This window comes from Mesorhizobium helmanticense, assembly GCF_003034915.1.
GTDB classification, from domain to species: Bacteria; Pseudomonadota; Alphaproteobacteria; order Rhizobiales; family Rhizobiaceae; genus Mesorhizobium; species Mesorhizobium helmanticense.
Genome location: NZ_PZJX01000005.1, coordinates 46,749 through 70,728 on the forward strand (window position 1 = coordinate 46,749; position 23,980 = coordinate 70,728).

General features: G+C 62.7%; 25 protein-coding genes and 1 tRNA gene. 19 read left to right on the forward strand and 7 right to left on the reverse strand.

Annotated elements, in window-relative coordinates; translation table 11 throughout:
- Window positions 1–59 precede the first annotated feature (59 nt).
- The 9 genes from glpD to C9427_RS02585 all read left to right on the forward strand — a co-directional run bounded on the left by glpD (window position 60) and on the right by C9427_RS02585 (window position 9,800).
- Window positions 60–1,586: a glycerol-3-phosphate dehydrogenase gene (gene glpD / locus C9427_RS02545; protein ID WP_107647777.1), complete on the forward strand. Its 1,527-nt coding sequence runs from the start codon at window positions 60–62 to the stop codon at window positions 1,584–1,586.
- Between the two features lie 39 nt (window positions 1,587–1,625).
- Complete coding sequence (locus tag C9427_RS02550; protein WP_107647642.1) at window positions 1,626–2,708, forward strand: ABC transporter ATP-binding protein; 1,083 nt, start codon at window positions 1,626–1,628, stop codon at window positions 2,706–2,708.
- Window positions 2,709–2,721: 13 nt separating this feature from the next.
- Window positions 2,722–3,789 carry an ABC transporter ATP-binding protein gene (locus C9427_RS02555; protein WP_107647643.1) on the forward strand — a complete coding sequence of 356 codons (1,068 nt, stop codon included), beginning with the start codon at window positions 2,722–2,724 and terminating at the stop codon, window positions 3,787–3,789.
- The gene (locus C9427_RS02560) at window positions 3,790–4,656 is read left to right on the forward strand and encodes a carbohydrate ABC transporter permease (RefSeq protein WP_107647644.1); all 867 of its coding nucleotides are present in this window, start codon (window positions 3,790–3,792) and stop codon (window positions 4,654–4,656) included.
- Window position 4,657: 1 nt separating this feature from the next.
- Window positions 4,658–5,578 (forward strand): carbohydrate ABC transporter permease, encoded by a 921-nt coding sequence (locus tag C9427_RS02565; RefSeq protein ID WP_107647645.1) that lies wholly within the window; start codon window positions 4,658–4,660, stop codon window positions 5,576–5,578.
- Between the two features lie 2 nt (window positions 5,579–5,580).
- On the forward strand, window positions 5,581–5,862 hold the full coding sequence (locus tag C9427_RS02570; RefSeq protein WP_107647646.1) for a DUF2160 domain-containing protein: 282 nt from the start codon (window positions 5,581–5,583) through the stop codon (window positions 5,860–5,862).
- Window positions 5,863–5,940: 78 nt separating this feature from the next.
- The gene (locus tag C9427_RS02575; protein ID WP_107647647.1) at window positions 5,941–7,665 is read left to right on the forward strand and encodes an ABC transporter substrate-binding protein; all 1,725 of its coding nucleotides are present in this window, start codon (window positions 5,941–5,943) and stop codon (window positions 7,663–7,665) included.
- Window positions 7,666–7,792: 127 nt separating this feature from the next.
- A complete protein-coding gene (gene glpK / locus C9427_RS02580; protein WP_107647648.1) occupies window positions 7,793–9,286 on the forward strand; it encodes a glycerol kinase GlpK in 1,494 nt (497 codons plus the stop codon).
- 19 nt (window positions 9,287–9,305) lie between these two features.
- Window positions 9,306–9,800, forward strand: a complete 495-nt coding sequence (locus tag C9427_RS02585) for a DUF6882 domain-containing protein (RefSeq protein ID WP_342587231.1) — start codon at window positions 9,306–9,308, stop codon at window positions 9,798–9,800.
- A gap of 100 nt (window positions 9,801–9,900) precedes the next feature.
- Here C9427_RS02585 and C9427_RS02590 read toward each other — a convergent pair whose 3' ends face one another.
- Window positions 9,901–10,377, reverse strand: a complete 477-nt coding sequence (locus C9427_RS02590) for a BA14K family protein (RefSeq protein WP_107647649.1) — start codon at window positions 10,375–10,377, stop codon at window positions 9,901–9,903.
- 302 nt (window positions 10,378–10,679) lie between these two features.
- Between C9427_RS02590 and C9427_RS02595 the strand changes: the two genes are divergently transcribed.
- Window positions 10,680–10,755: transfer RNA gene (locus C9427_RS02595), tRNA-Lys, on the forward strand.
- A 553-nt stretch (window positions 10,756–11,308) separates the two neighbouring features.
- Here C9427_RS02595 and dprA read toward each other — a convergent pair.
- The 4 genes from dprA to C9427_RS02620 are packed head-to-tail and all read right to left on the reverse strand — an operon-like array spanning window position 11,309 to window position 15,328.
- Window positions 11,309–12,430, reverse strand: a complete 1,122-nt coding sequence (dprA, locus tag C9427_RS02605; protein WP_107647651.1) for a DNA-processing protein DprA — start codon at window positions 12,428–12,430, stop codon at window positions 11,309–11,311.
- On the reverse strand, window positions 12,427–13,014 hold the full coding sequence (plsY, locus tag C9427_RS02610; protein WP_107647652.1) for a glycerol-3-phosphate 1-O-acyltransferase PlsY: 588 nt from the start codon (window positions 13,012–13,014) through the stop codon (window positions 12,427–12,429). The genes dprA and plsY overlap by 4 nt, the downstream gene beginning before the upstream one ends.
- A gap of 56 nt (window positions 13,015–13,070) precedes the next feature.
- The gene (locus C9427_RS02615) at window positions 13,071–14,357 is read right to left on the reverse strand and encodes a dihydroorotase (protein ID WP_107647653.1); all 1,287 of its coding nucleotides are present in this window, start codon (window positions 14,355–14,357) and stop codon (window positions 13,071–13,073) included.
- Window positions 14,354–15,328 carry an aspartate carbamoyltransferase catalytic subunit gene (locus C9427_RS02620; RefSeq protein WP_107647654.1) on the reverse strand — a complete coding sequence of 325 codons (975 nt, stop codon included), beginning with the start codon at window positions 15,326–15,328 and terminating at the stop codon, window positions 14,354–14,356. The genes C9427_RS02615 and C9427_RS02620 overlap by 4 nt, the downstream gene beginning before the upstream one ends.
- A gap of 175 nt (window positions 15,329–15,503) precedes the next feature.
- Between C9427_RS02620 and C9427_RS02625 the strand changes: the two genes are divergently transcribed.
- The 3 genes from C9427_RS02625 (at window position 15,504) to C9427_RS02635 (ending at window position 18,130) form a co-directional block, all read left to right on the forward strand.
- Window positions 15,504–17,132, forward strand: coding sequence for a DNA alkylation response protein (locus C9427_RS02625; RefSeq protein WP_107647655.1), 1,629 nt, complete (start codon window positions 15,504–15,506; stop codon window positions 17,130–17,132).
- A 126-nt stretch (window positions 17,133–17,258) separates the two neighbouring features.
- Window positions 17,259–17,819, forward strand: coding sequence for a hypothetical protein (locus tag C9427_RS02630; RefSeq protein ID WP_107647656.1), 561 nt, complete (start codon window positions 17,259–17,261; stop codon window positions 17,817–17,819).
- On the forward strand, window positions 17,819–18,130 hold the full coding sequence (locus C9427_RS02635; protein ID WP_107647657.1) for a DUF6105 family protein: 312 nt from the start codon (window positions 17,819–17,821) through the stop codon (window positions 18,128–18,130). Before C9427_RS02630 ends, C9427_RS02635 begins: the two co-directional genes overlap by 1 nt.
- On the opposite strand, the gene ruvX is transcribed toward C9427_RS02635, so the two are convergent.
- Complete coding sequence (gene ruvX, locus C9427_RS02640) at window positions 18,097–18,582, reverse strand: Holliday junction resolvase RuvX (protein ID WP_107647658.1); 486 nt, start codon at window positions 18,580–18,582, stop codon at window positions 18,097–18,099. The two genes, C9427_RS02635 and ruvX, sit on opposite strands and share 34 nt — an antisense overlap.
- A gap of 117 nt (window positions 18,583–18,699) precedes the next feature.
- Here ruvX and C9427_RS02645 point away from each other — a divergent pair, with 117 nt between their 5' ends.
- From C9427_RS02645 to C9427_RS02670, 6 genes are all read left to right on the forward strand, one after another.
- Complete coding sequence (locus C9427_RS02645) at window positions 18,700–19,407, forward strand: metal-dependent hydrolase (RefSeq protein WP_107647659.1); 708 nt, start codon at window positions 18,700–18,702, stop codon at window positions 19,405–19,407.
- A gap of 38 nt (window positions 19,408–19,445) precedes the next feature.
- The gene (locus C9427_RS02650) at window positions 19,446–19,862 is read left to right on the forward strand and encodes a hypothetical protein (protein ID WP_107647660.1); all 417 of its coding nucleotides are present in this window, start codon (window positions 19,446–19,448) and stop codon (window positions 19,860–19,862) included.
- A gap of 90 nt (window positions 19,863–19,952) precedes the next feature.
- Window positions 19,953–20,240 (forward strand): Asp-tRNA(Asn)/Glu-tRNA(Gln) amidotransferase subunit GatC, encoded by a 288-nt coding sequence (gene gatC, locus C9427_RS02655; protein ID WP_107647661.1) that lies wholly within the window; start codon window positions 19,953–19,955, stop codon window positions 20,238–20,240.
- A 6-nt stretch (window positions 20,241–20,246) separates the two neighbouring features.
- A complete protein-coding gene (locus C9427_RS02660; RefSeq protein ID WP_107647662.1) occupies window positions 20,247–20,708 on the forward strand; it encodes a GNAT family N-acetyltransferase in 462 nt (153 codons plus the stop codon).
- Entirely contained in the window at window positions 20,705–22,270 is a 1,566-nt protein-coding gene (locus C9427_RS02665; RefSeq protein WP_107647663.1) for an amidase, read from the forward strand. The genes C9427_RS02660 and C9427_RS02665 overlap by 4 nt, the downstream gene beginning before the upstream one ends.
- 206 nt (window positions 22,271–22,476) lie before the next feature.
- Entirely contained in the window at window positions 22,477–23,280 is an 804-nt protein-coding gene (locus C9427_RS02670; RefSeq protein ID WP_107647664.1) for a YdcF family protein, read from the forward strand.
- Here the strand turns inward: C9427_RS02670 and C9427_RS02675 are convergent.
- The gene (locus tag C9427_RS02675; RefSeq protein ID WP_107647665.1) at window positions 23,217–23,972 is read right to left on the reverse strand and encodes a DUF599 domain-containing protein; all 756 of its coding nucleotides are present in this window, start codon (window positions 23,970–23,972) and stop codon (window positions 23,217–23,219) included. The genes C9427_RS02670 and C9427_RS02675 overlap by 64 nt on opposite strands.
- Between the last annotated feature and the right edge of the window lie 8 nt (window positions 23,973–23,980).

Genomic DNA, 23,980 nt, shown 5'->3' on the forward strand with positions numbered 1-23,980 from the left:
CCCGCCACGGTTTCGCAAAAGATCAAAAATGCTGCAATGCGAAATTGTTGGAGGACTTTGTGGAGGCATCCCCGATCCATGACATTTTCGTCATTGGTGGCGGCATCAATGGCTGCGGCATTGCCCGTGACGCCGTTGGGCGCGGCTTCTCGGTCTTCCTTGCCGAGATGAACGATCTGGCGAGCGGAACCTCCTCCGGCTCGACCAAACTGATTCATGGCGGTTTGCGCTATCTCGAATTTTATGAGTTCCGTCTCGTGCGCGAAGCCCTGATGGAGCGCGAGGTGCTGTGGAAGAATGCGCCGCACATCATCTGGCCGATGCGTTTCGTGCTGCCTTACGCAAAGGGCCTGCGTCCGGCCTGGCTGATCAGGCTCGGCCTTTTTCTTTACGACCACATTGGCGGGCGCAAATTGCTGCCGGCGACAAAAACGCTGGATATGGCAAGAGATCCGGCCGGCAAGCCATTGAAGCCGCTGTTTCGAAAGGCCTTCGAATATTCCGACGGCTGGGTCAACGATGCGCGGCTGGTGGCGTTGAACGCTCGCGACGCCGCCGACCGGGGCGCCACGATCCGAACCCGCACCAAGGTCGTGGGCGCACGCCGCGACGGCGACCTCTGGACGATCCGGCTGGAAGATGTCCAGACCGGCGAACATGAGGAGGTCAAGGCACGGCTTCTGGTCAACGCCGCCGGTCCGTGGGTCGACCATGTGCTGTCCGGCACGGTCGGCTTGAACGACGTGCATAATGTCCGCCTGGTGCAGGGCAGCCACATCGTCATCAGCAAGAAGTTCGACGACCCGCGCGCCTATTTTTTCCAGAACAAGGATGGGCGGATCATCTTCGCCATTCCGTATGAGGAAGAATTCACCCTGATCGGCACCACGGACCGGGATTATCCCGGCGATCCCCATGACGTGAAGATCAGCGACGTCGAGATCGACTATCTCTGTGCCGCGGCAAGCGAATATTTCGCGCAAGCCGTCAAGCGTTCGGATATCGTATGGACCTATTCAGCCGTACGCCCACTCTATGACGACGGCGCCTCGAAGGCTCAGGAAGCGACCCGCGACTATGTGCTGAAAGCGGATGGCGGCGAAGGTGTCGCGCCGATTGTGAACGCCTTTGGCGGCAAGATCACCACCTATCGCCGACTGGCGGAATCGATGCTCGACAAGATCGAGGATTTTCTCGGCAAACGCGGCAAGCCATGGACGGCGAACGCGCCGTTGCCGGGCGGTGATTTCCCGGCTACCGGCTTCGACGCCGAAGTGGCGAAATTGAAAACGGCCTATCCGTTCCTCGACGCGCGCCTGGCCCGCCGGCTGACCCGGCTCTACGGCACCCGCGCGCGCATGCTGCTGGGGCTGGCCAGATCGAATGCCGATCTTGGCCGGCACTTCGGCGCGGATCTCTACGAGGCGGAGGTGCGCTATCTCGCCCAGAACGAATGGGCTGTCACCGCCGACGACGTCTTGTGGCGCAGGACCAAGCGTGGCTTGCACCTCAGCCGCGAACAGGCGGCGGCGCTGGAGGAGTTCATGCGTGGGATAAGCCGGCGCCATGTGGCGGCGGCCGAGTAGGGATGGCCAAGTGATGCAGAAAGCCCGGGAGGAGGCATCATGCTGGAACTGAGAAATGTGACGAAGACGGTCGGCGCGGCGGAGCATATACGCGACGTGTCGCTGACGCTTCAGCACGGCTCGCTCAACGTCCTGCTCGGGCCGACGCTTTCCGGCAAGACCAGCCTGATGCGGCTGATGGCCGGCCTCGACGTGCCGACCTCCGGCTCCGTCTGGTTCGACGGCAAGGACGTCACCGGCATGCCGGTGCAGAAGCGCAACGTCGCCATGGTCTACCAGCAATTCATCAACTATCCGGCGATGACGGTTTACGAGAACATCGCTTCGCCACTGCGTGTGGCTGGCACCGACCGGGCGAAGATCGACAGCGAGGTGCGCAAAGCCGCCGCGCTTCTCAAGCTGACGCCCTATCTCGAACGCACGCCGCTCAGCCTCTCCGGCGGCCAGCAACAGCGCACGGCGCTGGCGCGCGCCATCGTCAAAAACGCCAGCCTGGTGCTGCTCGACGAGCCGCTCGCCAATCTCGACTACAAGCTGCGCGAGGAACTGCGCGCGGAATTGCCAAAAATCTTCGCGGCGGCCGGGACCATCTTCGTCTATGCCACGACCGAACCGCATGAGGCGTTGCTGCTCGGCGGCAACACGGCAACACTTTCCGAAGGCCGCATCACCCAGTTCGGGCCGACGATCGACGTCTTCCGCAGGCCGAACGACCTGGTCACGGCCAAGACCTTTGCCGATCCGCCGCTCAACACGATCGTGCTGAAGAAAAGCGGTTCGAGCTTCCTCCTTGATGGTGGGGTTAACCTCCCGGTACCGGCTGAGCTCGCCGGTATTGCCGATACGAGCTACACGATCGGCTTCCAGCCCCACCATCTCTCTCTTGCGCGGCCAGGCCCTTCAGCGGTTTCGGTGAAAGCCAAGGTCTCGGTCACCGAGATCACCGGTTCGGAAAGCTTCGTGCATCTCGACTTCGCCGATGTGCGCTGGGTGATGCTGGAGCACGGCATCCTGGCGTTCGAGGCGGACCAGGTCATCGAGGTGTTCATCGACCCCCGCCACATCATGGTGTTCGACGCCAACGGTCGCTCGGCCGCGGCGCCGCAGATGCTGGCGGCTTGAGGGAGGAGGGCACATGGCGCGCGTCGACTGCAACCATATCCGCCACGCCTACGGTCCCAACCCGAAGTCGGACAAGGACTTTGCGCTGAAGGAGGTGCATCAGGTCTTCGAGGATGGCGGCGCCTACGCGCTGCTTGGGCCGTCCGGTTGCGGCAAGACCACGCTGCTCAACATCATCTCGGGATTGCTGCATCCCTCGCACGGCCAGTTGCTGTTCAATGGCAGGGACGTGACCAACCTGTCGACGCAGGAACGCAACATCGCCCAGGTGTTCCAGTTCCCGGTCATCTACGACACCATGACCGTCTACGACAATCTGGCCTTCCCGCTGCGCAATCGCGGCGTGCCGGAGGCCGATGTCGACCGCAAGGTGCGCGAGACGCTGGACATGATCGACCTGGCGTCATGGGCCAAGAAGAAGGCGCGCGGACTGACCGCAGACCAGAAACAGAAGATCTCGCTCGGCCGCGGGCTGGTGCGCTCCGACGTCAACGCCATCCTGTTCGACGAGCCGCTGACCGTCATCGACCCGCATATGAAGTGGGTGCTGCGTTCGCAATTGAAGCAGCTTCACCGCCGCTTCGGCTACACCATGGTCTATGTCACGCACGACCAGACAGAGGCGCTGACCTTCGCCGAACGTGTCGTCGTCATGTATGATGGCGAGATCGTGCAGATCGGTACGCCGGCCGAACTGTTCGAGCGGCCGCGCCACACCTTCGTCGGCTATTTCATCGGCTCGCCCGGCATGAACGTCATGCCGGTGGCGATCGACGGCAAGACGGCGACGCTTGGCAGCCAGCGCATCGAACTGCCCGGCGCCCCCCAGACCGCAACCGGCCCGATCGAGCTCGGCATCCGTCCCGAATATGTCAGGCTTGGCCGCGAGGGCATGGCGGTAAAGGTCAGCAAGGTCGAGGATGTCGGCCGCCACAAGGTGGTCCGCGCCAATCTCGAAGGCCGCGAGATCGCCGCCGTCATCGGCGAGGACGAAACCGTGCCGGCCGAGCCGAAGGTGCGCTTCGAGCCCACCCGCATCAACATCTATGCCGATTCCTGGCGTGTCGAGATGGGGGCGTAGATGGAAAAGACCTGGAACAACAAGGCCTGGTTCCTGGTGCTGCCGGTGCTGGTGCTGGTGGCGTTCTCGGCCGTCATCCCGCTGATGACCGTCGTCAACTATTCGGTGCAGGACACGTTCGGCAACAATGTCTTCTTCTGGGCCGGCACGGAATGGTTCGAGGAACTGCTGCATTCCGACCGCTTCTGGGAAGCGATGCTCCGCAACCTGGTCTTTTCCTTCATCATCCTGGCGATCGAGGTGCCGCTCGGCATCTTCATCGCCCTCAATATGCCGAAGAAGGGTTGGGCGGTGCCGGTCTGCCTGGTGCTGATGGCGCTGCCGCTGCTCATCCCGTGGAATGTCGTCGGCACCATCTGGCAGGTCTTCGGCCGCAACGACATCGGCCTCTTCGGCTATTACGTCAATGCACTCGGCATCAACTACAACTACGTCCAGGACCCGATCGACGCCTGGGTCACTGTCATCATCATGGACGTCTGGCACTGGACCAGCCTCGTCGTGCTGCTCTGCTACGCCGGCCTGGTCTCCATCCCTGACGCCTTCTACCAGGCGGCCAAGATCGACGGCGCGTCGCGCTGGGCGGTGTTCCGCTACATTCAGTTGCCGAAGATGCAGCGCGTGCTTCTGATCGCCGTGCTGTTGCGCTTCATGGACAGTTTCATGATCTACACCGAGCCTTTCGTCGTCACCGGCGGCGGTCCCGGCAACTCGACGACGTTCCTGTCGATCGACCTGGTCAAGACGGCGCTCGGTCAGTTCGACCTAGGCCCGGCGGCAGCGATGTCGCTGGTCTACTTCCTCATCATCCTTCTGTTGTCGTGGGTGTTCTACACCGTGATGACCAATTACGACGCGGAGCGCTGAGATGGGCGGCGCCAACGAGAGAGCGACAAGGCAGGACAGGAGCGGGACGACGGTTTCGGATGGGCTCGCCAGCACCATGTCGCAGGACGAAGTTGCGCGGCTAATGCGCCGTCGCGGCGAGGAATCGCGCTGGTGGTGGATCGTGCCGACGGTCTACATCGTCGTTCTGCTGCTGCCGATCTACTGGCTCATCAACATGAGTTTCAAGACCAACAGCGAGATCGTGTCGTCGCTGACGCTTTATCCGCACGCGCCGACGATCGGCAACTACGTCACCATCTTCACCGATCCGTCCTGGTACAAGGGCTACATTAACTCCATCATCTATGTGGTTATGAACACAGTGATTTCGATCGCTGTCGCTCTGCCTGCCGCTTATGCGTTTTCGCGCTATCGCTTCCTCGGCGACAAGCATTTGTTCTTCTGGCTCTTGACCAACCGCATGGCGCCGCCAGCGGTGTTCGCGCTGCCGTTCTTCCAGCTCTACTCGGCCTTCGGCCTGATCGACACGCATATCGCGGTGGCGCTGGCGCATTGTCTGTTCAACGTGCCGTTGGCGGTCTGGATCCTCGAAGGCTTCATGTCGGGTGTGCCAAAGGAGATCGATGAGACCGCCTATATCGACGGCTATTCCTTCCCGCGCTTCTTCCTCAGGATCTTCATGCCGCTGATCGCGAGCGGCATCGGCGTCGCCTGCTTCTTCTGCTTCATGTTCTCCTGGGTCGAACTGCTGATCGCGCGCACCTTGACCACGACCGCCGCCAAGCCGATCGCCGCGATCATGACGCGAACGGTCTCGGCCTCCGGCCTCGACTGGGGCGTGCTGGCCGCGGCCGGTGTGCTCACCATCCTTCCGGGCGCGCTCGTGATCTGGTTCGTCCGCAACTATATCGCCAAGGGCTTTGCCCTGGGGAGGGTGTGACGATGAACCTTTCCTGGATGGCATGGACGCTGCCGACAGCGATCTTTTTCATCACGATCCTGCTGCTGCTCTGCGGCATGGCGATCTGGGAATACGCCTCGCCGGGCGGCAATCCTCGGGTCGGCGTGCTCCGCTTCGAGACGACGCGCGGCGACCGCCTTTTCCTGTCGCTGCTGGGCAGCGCTTTTATCCATCTCGCTTGGCTGGGTCTTGTCGGACCCAATCTGTGGTGGGCTCTCGCTCTCTCCGTGGTCTACGCCATCGGCGTGTTCCGCTACGTATAGAGGGGGAAATAGTTGGAGCGGCCGCGTGCCGGTGGCTGCTCCGATCGCACTTGAAACTGAAACAGTGGAGGAAACGAAATGAGACGGCAATTTTTGACATCAACGACTGCGCTTGTCCTGTTGCTCGGGGCCGGCAACGCTTATGCCGGAATGGACGAAGCCAAGACCTTCCTGGATACCGAGATCAAGGACTTGTCGACGCTCGACCGCGGCGCGCAGGAAGCTGAAATGCAGTGGTTCATCGATGCGGCGAAGCCTTTCGCAGGCATGGATATCAAGGTGGTCTCGGAAACCATCGCGACGCACGAATATGAATCGAAGGTGCTGGCGCCCGCCTTTACCGCGATCACCGGCATCAAGATCAGCCACGATCTGATCGGCGAAGGCGATGTCGTCGAAAAGCTGCAGACGCAGATGCAGTCAGGCGAGAATATCTACGACGCCTACGTCAACGACTCCGACCTGATCGGCACCCATTGGCGCTACCAGCAGGCGCGCAGCCTGACCGACTGGATGGCCAACGAGGGTAAGGACGTCACCAACCCGAACCTCGACCTCGCCGACTTCATCGGCACCAAGTTCACGACCGCGCCTGACGGCAAGCTCTACCAGTTGCCCGACCAACAGTTCGCGAACCTCTACTGGTTCCGCTACGACTGGTTCAACGACGAGAAGAACAAGGCCGACTTCAAGGCGAAATACGGCTACGACCTCGGCGTGCCGGTCAACTGGTCGGCCTATGAGGACATCGCGGAATTCTTCACCGGCCGCGAAATCGACGGCAAGAAGGTCTACGGCCATATGGACTATGGCAAGAAGGATCCGTCGCTCGGCTGGCGGTTCACCGATGCCTGGCTGTCGATGGCCGGCAATGGCGACAAGGGGCTGCCGAACGGTCTTCCGGTCGACGAGTGGGGCATCAAGGTCAACGAGAAGTCGCAGCCGGTCGGCTCGTGCGTCGCGCGCGGCGGCGACACCAACGGCCCGGCGGCGGTCTATTCCATCCAGAAATATTTGGACTGGCTGAAGGCTTACGCTCCGGCCGCGGCCCAAGGCATGACCTTCTCTGAATCCGGACCGGTTCCGGCGCAGGGCGAAATTGCCCAGCAGATGTTCATGTATACGGCCTTCACCGCCGACATGGTGAAGGACGGCCTTCCCGTCGTGAACGCGGACGGCACGCCGAAATGGCGCTTTGCTCCCTCGCCGCATGGCGTCTACTGGAAGGACGGCATGAAGCTCGGCTACCAGGACGTGGGTTCATGGACGCTCCTCAAGTCGACGCCCGACGATCGCGCCAAGGCCGCCTGGCTCTATGCGCAGTTCGTTGTGTCGAAGACAGTCGACGTGAAGAAGAGTCATGTCGGCTTGACGCTCATCCGCGAGTCGACGATCCAGGACAAGAGCTTCACCGAGCGGGCTCCGAAGCTCGGTGGCTTGATCGAGTTCTATCGCTCGCCGGCCCGTGTCCAGTGGTCGCCGACCGGTACGAACGTGCCGGACTATCCAAAGCTGGCACAGCTCTGGTGGCAGGCGATCGGCGATGCCTCGTCGGGCGCCAAGACCGCGCAGGAGGCCATGGACTCTCTATGCGCTGAGCAGGAAAAGGTCATGGAGCGCCTGGAAAAGGCAGGCATCCAGGGCGATATCGGCCCGAAGATGGCCGAAGAGCATGACCTTGCCTACTGGAACGCCGACGCTGTCAAGAACGGCAATCTCGCTCCTCAGCTCAAGATCGAGAACGAGAAGGAAAAGCCGGTCACCATCAACTACGATGAGCTGGTGAAGAGCTGGCAGAAGTAGGACTGTTTGATGCGAGTGCTTGCGCCCGCATCGCGACATCAGGGGAGGCGGCATGTTGCCGTCTCCCTCTTTGTATGGACATTGCAGTGCCGTACGTCCTTTTTGGGCATACGCCGAGGGAGAGACTATGAGCGGATACATCTTGGCGATCGACCAGGGCACCACTTCGAGCCGGGCGATCCTGTTCGACGACAAGATGAAGGTTGCCGGCAGCGGGCAGCAGGAATTCATCCAGCACTATCCGGCCTCGGGCTGGGTCGAGCACGACCCGGAGGAAATCTGGGGAAGCGTCGTCGTAACGGTGAAGGCAGCGCTGAAGAATGCTGGCCGCGAGGCTTCCGATGTCGCCGCCATCGGCATCACCAACCAGCGCGAGACCGTCGTCATCTGGGAGAGGGCGACCGGCAAGCCGATCCACAACGCCATCGTGTGGCAGGACCGGCGCACCGCGCCGCTGTGCCAGAAGCTTAAGAAGCAGGGGCTGGAGAAGACATTCACGAGAAAGACCGGGCTGCTGCTCGATCCTTATTTCTCGGGCACCAAGATTGCCTGGATGCTGGACAAGGTGAAGGGCGCCAGAAGACGCGCCGAGAAGGGCGAGTTGCTGGCCGGCACCATCGACAGTTTCCTGATCTGGCGGCTATCCGGCGGCAAGGTTCACGCCACCGACGCCACCAACGCCTCGCGCACGCTGGTCTACAACATCGAGAAAAACGCCTGGGACGACGAGTTGCTTTCCATTCTGCGCGTCCCGGCCGCGATGCTGCCTGACGTCAGGGATTGCGCCGATGATTATGGAATCACGGAGAAAAGTCTGTTTGGTGCGGAGATCAGAATTCTCGGCGTGGCGGGCGACCAGCATGCGGCGACCATCGGCCAGGCCTGTTTCGAGCCGGGCATGATGAAATCCACCTATGGCACCGGCTGTTTTGCGCTGCTCAACACCGGCGGCGATCTGGTGCGCTCGAAGAATCGTCTGCTGACCACCATCGCCTATCGGCTGAACGGCAAGACCACCTATGCGCTGGAAGGCTCGATCTTCATCGCGGGTGCTGCCGTGCAGTGGTTGCGCGACGGCATCAAGGTGATCGGCAAGGCCGAGCAGAGCGGTGTCCTGGCGGCGTCAGCCGATCCGACACAAAATGTCTATCTGGTGCCGGCCTTTGTCGGGCTCGGCGCGCCGCATTGGGACGCCGATGCGCGCGGCGCCATCTTCGGGCTGACCCGCAATTCAGGCCCGGCGGAATTTGCCCGCGCCGCACTGGAATCGGTTGCCTACCAGACCCGCGACCTGCTCGACGCGATGCGCAAGGACTGGAAGGGAGCCTCGGCCAGAACCGTGCTTCGTGTCGACGGCGGTATGGTGGCGTCCGACTGGACCATGCAGCGCCTGGCCGACATTCTCGACGCGCCGGTCGACCGTCCGACCATTCTCGAGACGACAGCGCTGGGTGCGGCGTGGCTGGCCGGCTCGAAGGCGGGTGTGTGGCCGAAGGCAAAGGAGTTCGCCAGGAGCTGGGCGCTTGACCGGCGCTTCAAGCCGGACATGGATGCTTCGATACGTTCCGCCAAGCTGGCGGGTTGGCGCGACGCTGTGCGCAGGACGCTTAGCGGACAATAGGCGGGTGGGGGCACACATCGTGCTGGAGCTAGGCGCAATCTATCCAGGCTCGTATGCCGCTTGGCGGGAAGAAGCTTTGGAACAACTGAACGCCAAGAACGACCGCTTGCAGAAAGATTTCGGCCTTGGCAGTTGGGCGCGCTATGACTACGACCTGACGACTGGAAGGCTCCTTTTCTCCGGGGAAGGGGTCGTCAAGGTCATTGCCGAAATCCAGATTGCGGGCTCCACCAGCGCGAAGGCCAGAAACTGGCTTTGGGCTTGGGCAAATTCAAACCTGCCTGGCGATCTTCTCAGCGATGCAAAGCTGGTTCGTTCCTTCGGAGAATCAAACAAGATCGATGAGCTGGCCCAGTCTTATGTGATCGATACGGATAATGACCTGGAAGCGCTCGGTTGGGATTTGACCGGGGCCATGGTTCGAATTTGCAATGCCCTTGGCGCTTACCGTTCTCCGCGGGGTGAAGGCGGAGGCCTTTACCTGAGCATCAAGAGTATCGACTGGGCCAGCTGATACGAACTCCGTTCGCCGTGCTCAGGTGCTGCCGAGATACCAAAGCAGAGCCCGTGCCAATGAATGCACGGGCTCTATACTAACCTGTAACCGGAGGACGTCAGTAGGGCGAATAGCACTGCTGACGCGGGCCGTTGTAGGGCTGGAACGTATTGTCCGACGCGCGGTAGGACCGGTAGCGGTCATAGCACCACTGGACATGGGAGTTGCCTTGATAGACACGGTTCTGGTTGTTGATGATCGCGCCGGTGACCAGCGCGCCAGTGGCGAAGGCAGCCAGCGGGAACCAGTAGTCGCCATGACGGCGATAGCCGCGACGGTACTCGCGATAACCACACTGGCCGCGCCAATAGTTGCCGTCGTTACGGGCGACGCTGCGACGGGAGAAATCGCGGCGGGAGGAATTGCGGTTGAAATTCCGTTTCCGCCACGGCTCGTACTGGATGGTCTGAACGTTTGACGAAAGCCCTTGGCTCAGCGGCACATATGTCGGCTGCGCGTTGACCGGCACGATCTCCGCGGCAGCGAATGAAAGCGAGAGAGTGGTCGCCAGCAGCCCCGACATGATCTTGTTCATGATCTTTCTCCTTGAAGGGTGGTTGACGTCCCTTGTGGCGAGAAAACGGACAAGGCGTGCAATTGTTCCGCGAAATATTGCAATCCGCTGATTTATAATGTTTCTCTCGCTTGGCCGCTGCGCTGATGGCCAGCCTTTCGCTCGCCTGTCGAATACTGTTAAGCGCCTGCCGGCTCGGTGGCACGAGGCGCTGCGGCACCGCGAAAAATCCCGGCTTTCGCTTTGTCTTTTTCCGGTTGACCCGTTGCGGCACTCTCCCTATGTTCCGCGCAATTTCGAGGGCGGCATATCTGGGCCCGCGGGAGCGCGTAGCTCAGCCGGTAGAGCAACTGACTTTTAATCAGTAGGTCTCGGGTTCGAACCCCGACGCGCTCACCAACAAAGACAGGTCGGTTCCGGACACATGCTCGGAATTGAGTCTTCCGCGATCACACCATAACAAGTCTCGCGAACTTGGGTTTTATACGCAGGCGGCGGACCTGGTTCCGCTTGGCCGGCGCCCACCAAGCAATCTACCCCAACGCCCCCCCAAGTGGCGCCGGCCATTCTTTTCCCGACAAGAGCAACAGCAATTGCACTGAGCTCCGCGCCAGCGGGGCTAGGCCGATGGCGCCGATAGGCACTCGGCCCAAGCCAACGTATCAGACGGCGCCTGTCGGAAATTCTCCTTCGTTTGAGCGATGCACGAACAAAGCCCGGCGTCCTAAGTTCGAGGGCATATATTAGCAGGTGCTTTTATGAGATTTTTGCCCGTTCAAGAGCCGACCAGCACATGGGCCGTCTTTGATACGACCGTCGATGTGCCAGCAGATTACGCCGGTATTTGCCTTATCGGTTTGACGCGGGCCCGAGCGGAGTGGTTTGCGGCAAGAGCCAATCGAGATGCGTCGGCGAGCGTTTTCACAAGAATAGTGTGCCGGGGAGATATCGATCAGATCAGCGATACGTTCCCGCCTGCATGCCGTTCCAGCCGGCCGGCGAGGTCGAGTTCCAGCAGCACCATGAAAACCTGGGCTGGATGCAGGCCGGTGTGACGAATGATCTCGTCGACCGCCACCGGCGTCGGGCCGAGCGCCTCGATGACGCGGGCGCGGTCGTCCTCGCCGGGCGGCGGCGTCACCGAGAAATCGGGCGGCTCCTCGAGCGGCGTCCTAGGCATCTGCGTGTCGACCAGCGGTGCGATCGCGCTGGAAATGTCCGATGCCTCGGTGACGAGGGTGGCGCCGTCCTTGAGCAGGCCGTTGGTGCCGGCGGCGCGCGGATCGAGCGGTGAGCCGGGGACGGCGAAGACCAGCCGGCCCATCTCGCCGGCAAGCCTGGCGCTGATCAGCGAGCCGGAGCGTTGCGCGGCCTCGACCACGACAAGTCCCAGGCCGGCGCCGGCGACAAGGCGGTTGCGACGCGGAAAATCCTGGGCGCGCGGCTGCCAGCCGAACGGCATTTCCGAGATGATGGCGCCGCCGCGCTCGGCAATCTCGTCGCACAGGCCGGCATTCTCGGGCGGGTAGGGCATATCGAGGCCGCCGGCCAGCACTCCGATCGTGCCGGTCGCAAGGCTGCCCTGATGTGCCGCGGTGTCGATGCCGCGCGCCAGGCCGGAGACGATGCCATAGCCGTCGCGGCCTAATTCGGCGGCGAGCGTCCGCGCCATCTTGATGCCGGCCAGCGAGGCATTGCGGGCGCCGACGATGGCGACTGCCGGCAAGCGGAACACCGCGCCTTCGCCCTTCATGGCGAGCAGTGGGGGCGGATTGTCCATGCTCTTCAGCAGCGGCGGGTAGTCGGCCTCGCCGATGCCAACGAAGCGGGCGCCGGCCCGACGGGCGGCTTCCAGTTCGGCTTCGGCCTCGGCGACTGACGGGATGCGGGCGATGCGGCTGGCGCCGCCCGAGATCATCAGTTCGGGCAGGATCTCCAGTGCCGCTTCGGCCGAGCCGAAGCGGTTGATTAGATCGCGAAAGGTAGCCGGGCCGACATTCGGCGTTCGTATCAAACGAAGCCAGCTCAGCCGCTGCCGGTCGCTGAGGCGCGGCCCGGCGGAACGCTGGCTCATCCCTTGGCCCCGATCTTGCCCTCGGTGCCGGCCAGCAGCCGCTCAATGTTGGCCCGGTGTTTTATGATGACGATCAGGCTCATCAGCGCGAACAGTCCGGCAATCTGCGGCGTGCTGAGGAAATAAAGTGCGATCGGTACGATGATCGCAGCCGTCAGCGCCGCCAGCGAGGAGTAGCGGGCCAGGAACGCAACCGCCAGCCAGACGACGGCGAAGATCAGCGCCACCTGCCAGGCAAGGGCAATCAGCACGCCGAGATAGGTAGCCACGCCCTTGCCGCCCTTGAAGCCTAGCCAAGCCGGAAAGAGATGGCCTAGGAAAGCGCCAAGTCCGGCCCAAAGCCCAAGCTCCGGAGCAAAACGGCCGGCGATCAGCACCGCTGCAGTACCCTTCAGCGCATCGAGCAGCAGCGTCACGGCGGCGAGCCCCTTGTTGCCGGTCCTGAGCACATTGGTGGCGCCGATATTACCGGAGCCGATCTTGCGCACGTCGCCAAGGCCGGCGGCACGGGTGATCAGCAGCCCGAACGGAATCGAGCCGAGCAGGTAGCCGAAGACAATTGCCAAGACCGGACCGTAAGCCATTGTTCCCCCACGCGTTTCCTAGCCGATTGGATTGCGGAGCTATTCGCCGCAGCCGGCTAGGCCGAAAACACTGTGCGTCCCGCTACCAGTGTTTGCAAGACCTTGCCTTGCAGCCGCGCGCCTTCGAAACAGGTGTTTTTCGAGCGCGAGCGAATGCCGCCTTCGCTGACGATCCATGGCTCGTCCAGATCGACCAGCGCGAGATCGGCCAACGCGCCCGGCTTCAGCGTTCCGCCGGGCAGGCCAAAGAGCCTTGCCGGGGCGGTGGATAGCACCTCGACCAACCGCAGCAGCGGCACGTCGCCATTGTGATAGAGCCGTAGTGCCGCACCCAGCAGCGTTTCCAGCCCGATCGCGCCAGCCGCCGCATCGGCGAAGGGCAGGCGCTTGGTGTCGACGTCCTGCGGGTCGTGCGAGGAGACGATGATGTCGATGGTGCCGTCCTTGACCGCCTCGATCATCGCCAGCCGGTCTTCCTCGGCGCGCAGCGGTGGCGTCAGCCGGAAGAAGGTGCGGTACTCCCCGACATCGTTCTCATTGAGCGACAGATTGTGGATCGACACGCCCGCCGTGACATTGGCGCCGTCGGCCTTGGCACGCGTGACCGCTGCCGCCGCCATCGCCGTCGAGATCTTGGCCGCGTGATAGGCGCCGCCAGTGAGCCGCGCCAGCGCCAGGTCGCGTTCCAGCGGGATGGACTCAGCCTCGCGCGGAATGCCGGCAAGACCGAGCCAGCTGGCATAGAGGCCCTCATTCATCACGCCTGATGAGGCGAGGTCGGCATCCTGCGTTTCATGGGCGATCACGCCACCGAAATCGCGCGCATAGGTCAGCGCGCGGCGCATCACCAGCGCGCTCGATATGGTGTGGCGACCGTCGGTGAAGGCGACCGCGCCGGCCTCGAGGAGCAGGCCGAACTCGGTCATCTCGCGGCCTTCGAGGCCCTTGGTGATCGCCGCCGCCGGAAAAATGTTGACGCTGGCCGTATCCTTGGCGGTGCGCAGCACGAATTCGACCAGCGCGACATTGTCGATCACCGGGTCGGTATCGGGCATCATGACGAGCGAGGTTACGCCGCCGGCTGCCGCCGCCACGCTGGCCGAGGCAATGGTCTCGCGGTGTTCGCCACCAGGTTCGCCGATGAAGACGCGTGCGTCGATCAGGCCGGGGACAACCGCCTTGCCGGCGCCATCGATGATCGTGGCGCCTTCAGGAGCACCCTGGTTGAGCGCTGCCTTGCCGGCCGCGGCGATCTTCTTGCCCTCGACGATAACCGCGCCGACCTCGTCGATGCCGCGCGACGGGTCGATGATGCGAACCTTGTTGAAGACCGTGGTGCTCATGCGCCGCGGCCCTCTTGGTTTCGCCCCTCTTGGTTACGACGGGGATCAAGCAGCGCTTCCATGACCGCCATGCGCACGGCGACGCCCATCTCCACCTGTTCCTGGATGACGCTCTGCGGACCGTCGGCGATTTCCGAAGCGATCTCGACGCCGCGGTTCATCGGGCCTGGATGCATCACCAGCGCGTCGCCCTTGGCAGCTTTCAACTTCTCGGCATCGAGGCCGAAATAGCGGAAATATTCGCGCACCGAAGGTACGAAGGCGCCTTCCATGCGCTCACGCTGCAGGCGCAGCATCATCACCACGTCGGCGTCTTTAAGCCCCTCGGCCATCGAGCGGGTGACGATCACGCCCATCTTCTCGATGCCGGCGGGCAGAAGCGTCGAAGGAGCGACGACGCGCACCTGGGCGCCGAGCGCGTTGAGCAGCATGATGTTGGAGCGCGCCACGCGCGAGTGCAGGATATCGCCACAAATCGCCACGATCAGCTTCGACAGCGCACCCTTGGCGCGGCGGATGGTCAGCGCGTCAAGCAGCGCCTGCGTCGGGTGCTCATGGGAGCCGTCGCCGGCATTGACCACCGAACAGCCAACCTTCTGCGCCAGAAGTGCGGCGGCGCCCGCCGACTGGTGGCGGATGATCAATATGTCGGGGCGCATGGCGTTCAGCGTCATCGCCGTATCGATCAGGGTCTCGCCCTTCTTCACCGAGGAGCTCGCCACCGACATGTTCATGACATCGGCGCCGAGCCGCTTTCCGGCCAGTTCGAACGAGGATTGCGTGCGGGTCGAAGCTTCGTAGAAGAGGTTGATCTGGGTGCGGCCGCGCAGCGTCGAAGTCTTCTTCTCCGGCTGCCGGGAGATCGCCACTGCTCGATCGGCCCGGTCGAGCAGAAGCTCGATGTCGGCGGGGGAAAGATCGCGGATGCCCAGAAGATGGCGGTGAGGGTAGGGGGACGAAGCGTCGGTCATCTCAAGGCGCTGCTATAGGGCTCAGATTTTGCAGCCGCAAGCACCAGCTTTGGATTGCGGCCTTTCTCCCCGGTTTTTCGTCGCGCGCGCGGCAACGCTTGGGCTATAACCGCCAGCGGGTTCGGATTCGTAGCCTTCAGATAACTTCTTAGCCTTCAGACAACAGGGACAGTTCGTGACCGACGACGTGATCAACCAGCCGCCGCCGCTGACGGGCGGCAATGCGTGGCGAGGCGATCCGTTGCTGATCCAGCTTGCCGAGCGCTTTTCCGATCCGGTGCGCAAGGATCTCGACGGGCTTGGCCGTTTCGTGCTGACGCAGGAGGCGCAGGAACTGGCCCGTCTTGCCAATGTCGAGACTCCGAAGCTCAAGACCCATGACCGGCAGGGCCGGCGTATCGATCAGGTCGAGTTCCACCCGGCCTATCATGCGCTGATGCGTCGGTCGGTGGCCAACGGCCTGCATTCCTCGGTCTGGGAAAATGGCGATGCCGAAGTCGGGCGCCGCCATCAGGTGCGCGCTGCCCGTTTCTACCTGACGGCCGAGCTCGAAACCGGGCATCTCTGTCCCATCACCATGACCAGCGCATCGCTGGCGGCGCTGATGGCCAGCCCGAAGCTGTTTCGCGAATGGGCGCCCAGGGTGACGACGCGCAAATACGACCAGAGCCAGAAGCCGCCGGTCGAAAAGACCGGGCTGACGCTCGGCATGGGCATGACCGAGAAGCAGGGCGGTACGGATGTGCGCGCCAACACCACCAGGGCCGAGCGCGCCGGCAGCGGTTTCTATCGGCTCACCGGCCACAAATGGTTCATGTCGGCGCCGATGTCTGATGCTTTCCTGGCGCTCGGCCAGGCGCCGGAGGGGCTTTCGTGCTTTCTCGTGCCGCGCATTCTCGGGGACGGGTCGGGCAACGGCTTTCGCTTCCAGCGGCTGAAGGACAAGCTCGGCAACCGATCCAACGCCTCGTCCGAAGTGGAATTCGTCAACGCCATCGGCGAAATGGTCGGCGAACCCGGCGCGGGCGTAAAGACGATCATGGACATGGTGACACTGACCAGGCTCGACTGCGCCGTCGCCTCCTCGGCGATCATGCGGGCAGGGCTGGCCGAGGCCGTCCACCACACACGTCACCGCCAGGTGTTCGGCGCCAATTTGATCGAGCAGCAGCTGATGCAGCGCGTGCTGGCCGATATGGCGCTTGACGTCGCCGCCGCTACCGCGCTGTCGTTTCGGCTGGCGCGTTCCTTCGACGAGGCGGCCAGCGACCGCGGCGAAGCGGCTTTCGCCCGCGCCATGACCCCGGTCGTCAAATACTGGGTCTGCAAAATAGCGCCGCCGCTGCTTTACGAGGCGATGGAATGCCTTGGCGGCAATGGCTATGTCGAGGAAGCGCCGCTTGCCCGTTACTACCGCGAAGCGCCGGTCAACGCGATCTGGGAGGGTTCCGGCAACGTGATGGCGCTCGACGTGCTGCGTGTGCTCGGCCGGGCGCCCGGCCTGTTCGACGAGGTGCTGAGCGGCATCGACCGCGATCTCGGCGCCGGCGGGCGTGGCACCATCGGCGTACTCAAGGCGGCGATGCAGGTGGCGGCAACCGACGAGGGCTCGGCGCGGCTGCTGACGGAGCAACTGGCACTGTCGGCGGCGGCGGCGGAGCTGCGCCGGCTGGGGGCAGGGCGGATCGCCGATGCTTTCGTCGAAACGCGGCTGGCCGGCCAGTGGCGCAACACCTATGGCATGCTTGATTCGCGCCACGATGCCCGCATGATCATCGACACGCTCTATCCGCCGGTCAACTGAGAGGTTTTGACAGGGAAAATCATCCGATGTCGCATCCCTGTGGATGACCGTTAACCTTAACAAATGGTTTCCATTGCGGCGGCAGGCCGCAAAGCCCACTGTCCTGTTTACCAAAGCAGGAATGCCATGCGGTATATATTGACCTCCTTTCTGGCCTTGCACTGGGCAGTGGCTTTCGCCCTGCTGGCGTTCATCTGCATTGACGGAAATCGCGGCGTTGCGGCGGCGCTCGGCGTGTTGGGCGTCGCCATTCAGAATGCCCATTTCGTCGATCTCGAAAACGCCGTCGTCGTGGCGCCGCTCGCCGTTGCACTGCTCGTTGTTGCGATGCTGTTCTGCTGGGCCTTCGTCGAGACCCTGATCAGCGGCGCGCCAGATCCGCAAGCCGTCGACAGCGTCGTGCGCACCGCCTTCATCTCAGCTTCCGCGGTGTTGTCGTTCGTTCTGGTCGGCGGCGCCGCGCAAGGCATCAACGGGTTGTTCATGGCCGTCGCGGTGCAACTGGCCGCACTTCTGGCTTCCTACGTCGCCATGCTTGCGGAGCGGCGCTCGGCCTTCGCCGCGGCGGTTCCGGCCAGAACCGATATCCGGGCCGCCGCGCATCTGATGGCGAAGGACGCGGCGCACAGTTCCTTGCTCTCGCGCATCTCCGGTCGATCGGACACCAAACCGAGGAATGGCCGCTGATGCGCTATTTGTTCGCACTCTGGGTTGCTCCGCTCGCTCTATTCTGGGGCTGGTTCTTCCTGTCGCTCAACGACATCAATTTCGGCTATGTGATGCTCAGCCGGCAATTGCATGATCTCGTCTTCCAGCTTTACGGGCAGATGCTGGGCGTCGATCCGGCCGTCATTCCCGGCATGGTTGCGAAGGCCTGCGTCTTCGACGGGCTGCTCTTGATGGCGTTTTGGGCGTTTCGCCGACGCCGGGCGATTGGCGGATGGATCCGGACAATGCGCGAGCGCTATTTCGACCAGGCATCGACGCCGAGCGTCTGAAGCCGGTCGAGAACGCCCTGCAGGATAAAGGCCGCAGCGGCCGAATCGATCTTGCCGGCGCGTTTGCGGCGCGAAAAATCCATCTCGATCAATGTTCGCTCGGCCGCCACCGTCGACAGCCGCTCGTCCCAGAAAACGAAGGGCAGGTCGGTCAGGCCAGCCATGTTGCGGACGAAGGCGCGGGATTTCTGGGCACGGGGTCCTTCCGACCCGTCCATGTTGACCGGCAGGCCAAGCACCACCGCCCCGGCATTCTCCTTCTGCAGCAAGGCGAGGAGAGCGGCGGCATCGAGCGAGAATTTCCGGCGCATGATAACTGGGCGCGGATGAGCGAAGGAAAAACCCCGGTCGGAAACCGCCACGCCGATCGTCTTGTCGCCGAGATCGAGCCCGGCCAGCGTCTTGCCGCCGCCGAGCCGCGCCGGCAATTCCTCGATCGTGATGACGCTCAACCGCTTTCCTTTTGACCATGGCGCGGTGCGTCCTGTACGCGCAGGGGACGCAGCGGCACTTTAACTTTGCCGTCGGCGTTCTATCCTCTACCGAAGCAAAAATCGAGGAAAGCATTGATGAAACTGACCTGGTACGGCCATTCGGCATTCCGCATCGAGACCGCGGACGCGAAAATCCTCATCGATCCCTATCTGATCGGCAATCCGTCCTGGACCGGTGGTTGGGAAGGGCCAGCGGAAGGGATCACGCATGTATTGTTGACGCACGGCCACAGCGATCACGTCAGCGGGGCGCTGGAAGTGCTCGGGAAAAGTGGCGCCATGCTGGTCGCCAATTTCGAAATCTGCATGTACCTGGTCGGCAAGGGCGCCAGCGACAAGAAGATCAACCCCGGCAATATCGGCGGCACTGTCGATTGCGGCGGTTTCACCACCACCTTCGTCCAGGCACTGCATTCCTCGTCGTTCCCGGGCGACAATGGCCAGAACACCTATCTCGGCAATCCGGGCGGGCTTGTGCTGCATTTTCCGGAGGACAAGACGCTCTACCACATGGGCGATACCGACATTTTCTCCGACATGGCGCTGATCAACGAATTGCACGAGCCAAAGATCGGCATCGTGCCGGTCGGCGACCGCTTCACCATGGGCGGTGCGGTGGCGGCCCTTGCCTGCCGGCGCTTCTTCGATTTCGATACGGTCATCCCCAGTCACTTCGGCACGTTTCCAATCATCGACCAGACCGCCGAAAAGTTCGTGGCCGGAATGGACGGGTCGGATGTGAAAGTGGCATTGCCGAAGATCGGCGAGACGATTACCTTGTAGAAGATATTGGGTAGAAGACACCAAAACGGAATGAAAACATGGCTTTGAGGAGCTCTCTTTGCATTTCGATGCTGGTCGCGGCGTCGCCGGCGCCTGCCGCGGAGGATTTCATCGAGGGTGTCTATCTCCAATCCGAGGAGCTTTGTGCCCAAGCCAGGAAGGATACGCTGCAAACGGTGATCGAGGCCGGCAACATCGTGCTGTCGTCCCGCGGCCTGGAAAGCATCGAATACAATTGCGAATTCCTTGAGATCACCAAGGCGACTCGTTCACCGAGCTGGGCGGTGACCGCCATATGCCAGGAGCCGGGCTATCTCTTTCCGGACGTTTTGTCGGTCACGCAAATGAATCCGAAACAGATCGACCTGGTTTCCGTCCGGCCCGTCGACGATGAGAGCGAGGCAAGCGGCAACAGCGGCAGCTATTTCCTCTGCGACGGCGTGGCGCTGCCATAGGCGCTTCCGGCCGCGTTGCCGGCATGATGCATGTTGCGCGGCACGCGCCACGCCGCTATAGCGCGACCTGGTTTTCCCGAGGCGACAAATATGTCCGTTGATATCAAGACTGTGAAGCGCGTCGCGCGTCTCGCCCGCATTGCGGTGAGCGAGGAGGATGCCGAGCGCATGACCGGCGAGTTGAACGCCATCCTCGGTTTTGTCGAGCAGTTGAACGAAGTCGACGTTTCCGGCGTCGAGCCGATGACCTCGGTCATCCCGATGGAGATGAAGAAGCGTAGGGATGTCGTCACCGACGGCAACAAGGCGGCCGACATCGTTGCCAATGCGCCGGCGACCGAAGAGAATTTCTTCCTCGTTCCGAAGGTCGTGGAGTAGCGGCCGATGGCAATCGAGATCGCCATCGAGACGCCATTGCAGGACGATGTCCGGGGGCTGATCGACGAGCTCAACACCACGCTGCTCGAACTGACGCCGCCGGAGCATTGCTACCACATGAGCGTCGAGCAGATGGCCGACAAGAATACGACCGTCTTCATCGCCCGCGACAACGGCTTGGCAATAGGGTGCGGCGCGCTCAAACGCCACGATGGCGTCATTGGCGAAGTCAAGCGCATGTATACGCGTCCCTCGCATCGCGGCCGGAAGATCGGCGCGAAAATCGTCGAGCGGGTCGAGGCGCTGGCGCGCAGCGAAGGGCTGAAGCGCCTGGTGCTGGAGACAGGCGACCGCCATCCGGCCGCCTGGACTGTCTACGAACGCGCCGGTTTCTCGCGCTGCGGCCCGGTTCTGGATTATCCTGATACCGAGTGGTCGGTGTTTTACGAAAAGAGCCTTGCCCGATGAGCGACCTGACGCAACTCACGATTTCGCAGGCCCGCGCCAAGCTGCGCGCCAAGGAAATCACCGCAACCGAGATCACCGACGCCTATCTCTCGGCGATCGAGCGGGCCAATCCGGCGCTTAACGCCTATGTCGCCATCACCGACGACAAGGCGCGCGGCATGGCCAAGATCTCGGACGCGAAACTGGCCAAGGGCGAGGGCGGTTCGCTCGAAGGCATACCGCTCGGGATCAAGGACCTGTTCGGCACCGAGGGCATTCATACCCAGGCCTGCAGCCACGTGCTGGACGGGTTCAAGCCGCGCTACGAATCGACCGTCACCGCCAATCTGTGGTCCGACGGCGCCGTCATGCTGGGCAAGCTCAACATGGACGAGTTCGCCATGGGCTCATCCAACGAGACGTCCTACTATGGTCCGGTCGTCAATCCGTGGCGGCGTTCGCGCCTCGACACGGTGGTGATGCCGACCACGCATCAGGGCGATGGCGGTTTCGTCTCGGCCGGCGGCACCAGGACCGCGCGCACGCTGGACAATGCCCAGCTCGTGCCGGGCGGTTCGTCCGGCGGTTCGGCCTCGGCCGTCTCGGCGTTCCTGTGCGCGGGCGCCACCGCCACCGACACCGGCGGCTCGATCCGCCAGCCCGCCGCCTTCACCGGCACGGTCGGCATCAAGCCGACCTATGGCCGCTGCTCGCGCTGGGGCATCGCCGCGTTCGCGTCGTCGCTCGACCAGGCCGGGCCGATCGCCCGCGACGTGCGCGATGCCGCGATCCTGCTCAAATCCATGGCCTCGGTCGATCCGAAGGACACCACATCGGTCGACAGGCCGGTGCCGGACTACGAGGCGGCGATCGGCCGTCCGGTCAAAGGCATGAAGGTCGGCATCCCCCGGGAATATCGTGTCGACGGCATGCCCGAAGAGATCGAGGCGCTGTGGCAGAAGGGCATTGCCTGGCTTAGGGATGCCGGCGCCGAGATCGTCGACATTTCCTTGCCGCACACGAAATATGCCTTGCCGGCCTATTATATCGTGGCGCCTGCTGAAGCCTCGTCGAACCTCGCCCGCTATGACGGTGTCCGTTATGGCCTGCGCGTGCCCGGCAAGGACATTGTCGACATGTATGAGAAGACCCGGGCCGCCGGCTTCGGCCGCGAGGTCAAGCGCCGCATCATGATCGGCACCTATGTGTTGTCGGCAGGCTACTACGATGCCTACTACCTGCAGGCGCAGAAGGTGAGAAACCTCATCAAGCGGGATTTCGAGACCGTGTTCGCGGCTGGCGTCGACGTCATCCTGACACCGGCGACGCCATCAGCGGCTTTTGGCATCGCCGACGAGGACATGGCCGCCGACCCGGTCAAGATGTACCTCAACGACATCTTCACCGTGACGGTGAACATGGCCGGGCTGCCGGGCATCGCCGTGCCGGCCGGCCTCGACGCCAAGGGTCTGCCGCTCGGCCTGCAGCTCATCGGCCGTCCTTTCGACGAGGAAGCCTTGTTCCAGACCGCCCATGTCATCGAACAGGCGGCCGGCACGTTTCAGCCGGAAAAGTGGTGGTAGTCCTTTAGGCATCGCGTTTGAATGATGCGGTGCGCTTTAGCCCCGGTTTATGCAGGTCGTTGCCCCAGAACCGCTACGCGCTTTTGGGCGGCATGCATTGGAGCGATCATCTGGACGCACAAAATACGCTCTAACACGTTTGGTCTACGCACCGGGCTTTCCGAAAATCGATACCGATTTTCGGGCCGATGCGGTGGGGGTGAAGGATGTTCTTCTATCTTTCCAAATTTCTCTGGTTCTTTGTCCAACCGTTGAATTTTGCGATCTTCCTGCTGCTGGCGGGGCTGGTGGCGGCGATGTTCGGCCGGCGACGGTTGGCGACCGCCGGCAGCGTCCTTGCCGTTCTCGTTCTTGCGCTTTCGACATGGACGGAACTCGGCGCGACAATGATCAGTCCGCTGGAGGACCGCTTCCCCAGGCCACCGCTGCCAGAAAGGGTCGACGGTATCATCGTGCTGGGCGGCGGTTTGGAGAGTGCCATCAATGCCGTGCGTGGCGGCTATGAAATTAACGGCGCCGGCGACCGGATCGTCGAGGCAGCCGTATTGGCGCGGCGTTTTCCGACAGCGAAAATCGCCATCTCCGGTGGCACCGTTGAAATGGTAATCAAAGGTGAGGGCGACGCAGACTCTGGGCCGCGCCTGCTCACGGCGCTTGGCGTGACAGCCGATCGCCTGATCCTCGAGAACAAATCCCGCAACACCTATGAGAATGCGGTCTTTACCAGGCAACTTGTCGCACCGAAACCCGGCGAGACCTGGCTGCTGGTGACTTCGGCCTTCCATATGCCGCGCGCCACGGCGCTCTTCGACAAGGCCGGCTTTCCAACCGTTCCGTGGCCGGTTGACTACATGACCTCCGGCACGGAAAGCATCCGCTCATTTCCCCCCTACAACGGGCTGGAGGTCACCACCACCGCGGTCCGTGAATGGATCGGGCTGATGGCTTATTGGCTGTCGGGCCGGATCGATCGGCTTTTCCCCGGACCGGCTGACGGGCCAGGCGGCTGACCGATCACCGCCTGCCGCGCGGCGGAAAAGAACTGGCGGCGGACCAGCACCGCCAGAAGCAGCAGCGTCGACAGCACGAACACCGTCGGGTCGACGAACCAGCCGAGATAGCCGATCGAGAAGAACACACCGCGCAGACCGGAATTGAAGTGCTTTCCGGCCAGCATGTTCATGCGCGCCGCCCGCCAGACCGCCGTTTCGGTCACCGGGTTGCGTGAGGCTTCGCCATACGGGATCGGCACGGCGCCAATCAGGATCGAGCAATAGTTGAACAGCCGGTAGGCCCAGCCGAATTTGAAGAAGGCAAAGGCCAGGATCAGCACCAGCCCGAATACCTTTATCTGGAAGGCCGCGCGCGACGGTGCGTCGCCCAGCGGCAAGTCGCTCAGCACCGAAACGACCTGGTCGGAGGCGCCAAGCAAGGCAAAACAACCACCCAGCGCAATCAGCGAGCTTGAGGCGAAAAAGGCGGTTCCCTGTTGCAGCCCGCTCATGATGGCGGTGTCGACGATGCGGATCTCGCGCTCGGCCATGGTCCGCATCCAGGCTTCGCGCTGGGCGTTCATCGCTGTCGTCAGCGACACGCGGCGGATCAGTCTTCCGTCGGAGGCGAGCGTGTGCAGCACCCATACGATGAGGAAGAAGGCCAGTGCGGCGAAATCGGCCGTCGATAAATGGAAAGAATCGCCCATGCACTGCC

Bases quoted from the DNA above. Each gene is read 5' to 3' on its own strand.
- C9427_RS02575 (WP_107647647.1), top strand. From the start codon at position 5,941: ATGAGACGGCAATTTTTGACATCAACGACTGCGCTTGTCCTGTTGCTC.
- gatC (WP_107647661.1), top strand. From the start codon at position 19,953: ATGTCCGTTGATATCAAGACTGTGAAGCGCGTCGCGCGTCTCGCCCGC.
- C9427_RS02565 (WP_107647645.1), top strand. From the start codon at position 4,658: ATGGGCGGCGCCAACGAGAGAGCGACAAGGCAGGACAGGAGCGGGACG.
- C9427_RS02615 (WP_107647653.1), bottom strand. From the start codon at position 14,357: ATGAGCACCACGGTCTTCAACAAGGTTCGCATCATCGACCCGTCGCGC.
- C9427_RS02645 (WP_107647659.1), top strand. From the start codon at position 18,700: ATGAAACTGACCTGGTACGGCCATTCGGCATTCCGCATCGAGACCGCG.
- C9427_RS02670 (WP_107647664.1), top strand. From the start codon at position 22,477: ATGTTCTTCTATCTTTCCAAATTTCTCTGGTTCTTTGTCCAACCGTTG.
- C9427_RS02555 (WP_107647643.1), top strand. From the start codon at position 2,722: ATGGCGCGCGTCGACTGCAACCATATCCGCCACGCCTACGGTCCCAAC.
- dprA (WP_107647651.1), bottom strand. From the start codon at position 12,430: ATGAGCCAGCGTTCCGCCGGGCCGCGCCTCAGCGACCGGCAGCGGCTG.
- C9427_RS02560 (WP_107647644.1), top strand. From the start codon at position 3,790: ATGGAAAAGACCTGGAACAACAAGGCCTGGTTCCTGGTGCTGCCGGTG.
- C9427_RS02590 (WP_107647649.1), bottom strand. From the start codon at position 10,377: ATGAACAAGATCATGTCGGGGCTGCTGGCGACCACTCTCTCGCTTTCA.
- glpK (WP_107647648.1), top strand. From the start codon at position 7,793: ATGAGCGGATACATCTTGGCGATCGACCAGGGCACCACTTCGAGCCGG.
- C9427_RS02570 (WP_107647646.1), top strand. From the start codon at position 5,581: ATGAACCTTTCCTGGATGGCATGGACGCTGCCGACAGCGATCTTTTTC.
- C9427_RS02665 (WP_107647663.1), top strand. From the start codon at position 20,705: ATGAGCGACCTGACGCAACTCACGATTTCGCAGGCCCGCGCCAAGCTG.
- C9427_RS02635 (WP_107647657.1), top strand. From the start codon at position 17,819: ATGCGCTATTTGTTCGCACTCTGGGTTGCTCCGCTCGCTCTATTCTGG.
- C9427_RS02660 (WP_107647662.1), top strand. From the start codon at position 20,247: ATGGCAATCGAGATCGCCATCGAGACGCCATTGCAGGACGATGTCCGG.
- C9427_RS02550 (WP_107647642.1), top strand. From the start codon at position 1,626: ATGCTGGAACTGAGAAATGTGACGAAGACGGTCGGCGCGGCGGAGCAT.
- C9427_RS02620 (WP_107647654.1), bottom strand. From the start codon at position 15,328: ATGACCGACGCTTCGTCCCCCTACCCTCACCGCCATCTTCTGGGCATC.
- C9427_RS02630 (WP_107647656.1), top strand. From the start codon at position 17,259: ATGCGGTATATATTGACCTCCTTTCTGGCCTTGCACTGGGCAGTGGCT.
- C9427_RS02650 (WP_107647660.1), top strand. From the start codon at position 19,446: ATGGCTTTGAGGAGCTCTCTTTGCATTTCGATGCTGGTCGCGGCGTCG.
- plsY (WP_107647652.1), bottom strand. From the start codon at position 13,014: ATGGCTTACGGTCCGGTCTTGGCAATTGTCTTCGGCTACCTGCTCGGC.
- C9427_RS02675 (WP_107647665.1), bottom strand. From the start codon at position 23,972: ATGGGCGATTCTTTCCATTTATCGACGGCCGATTTCGCCGCACTGGCC.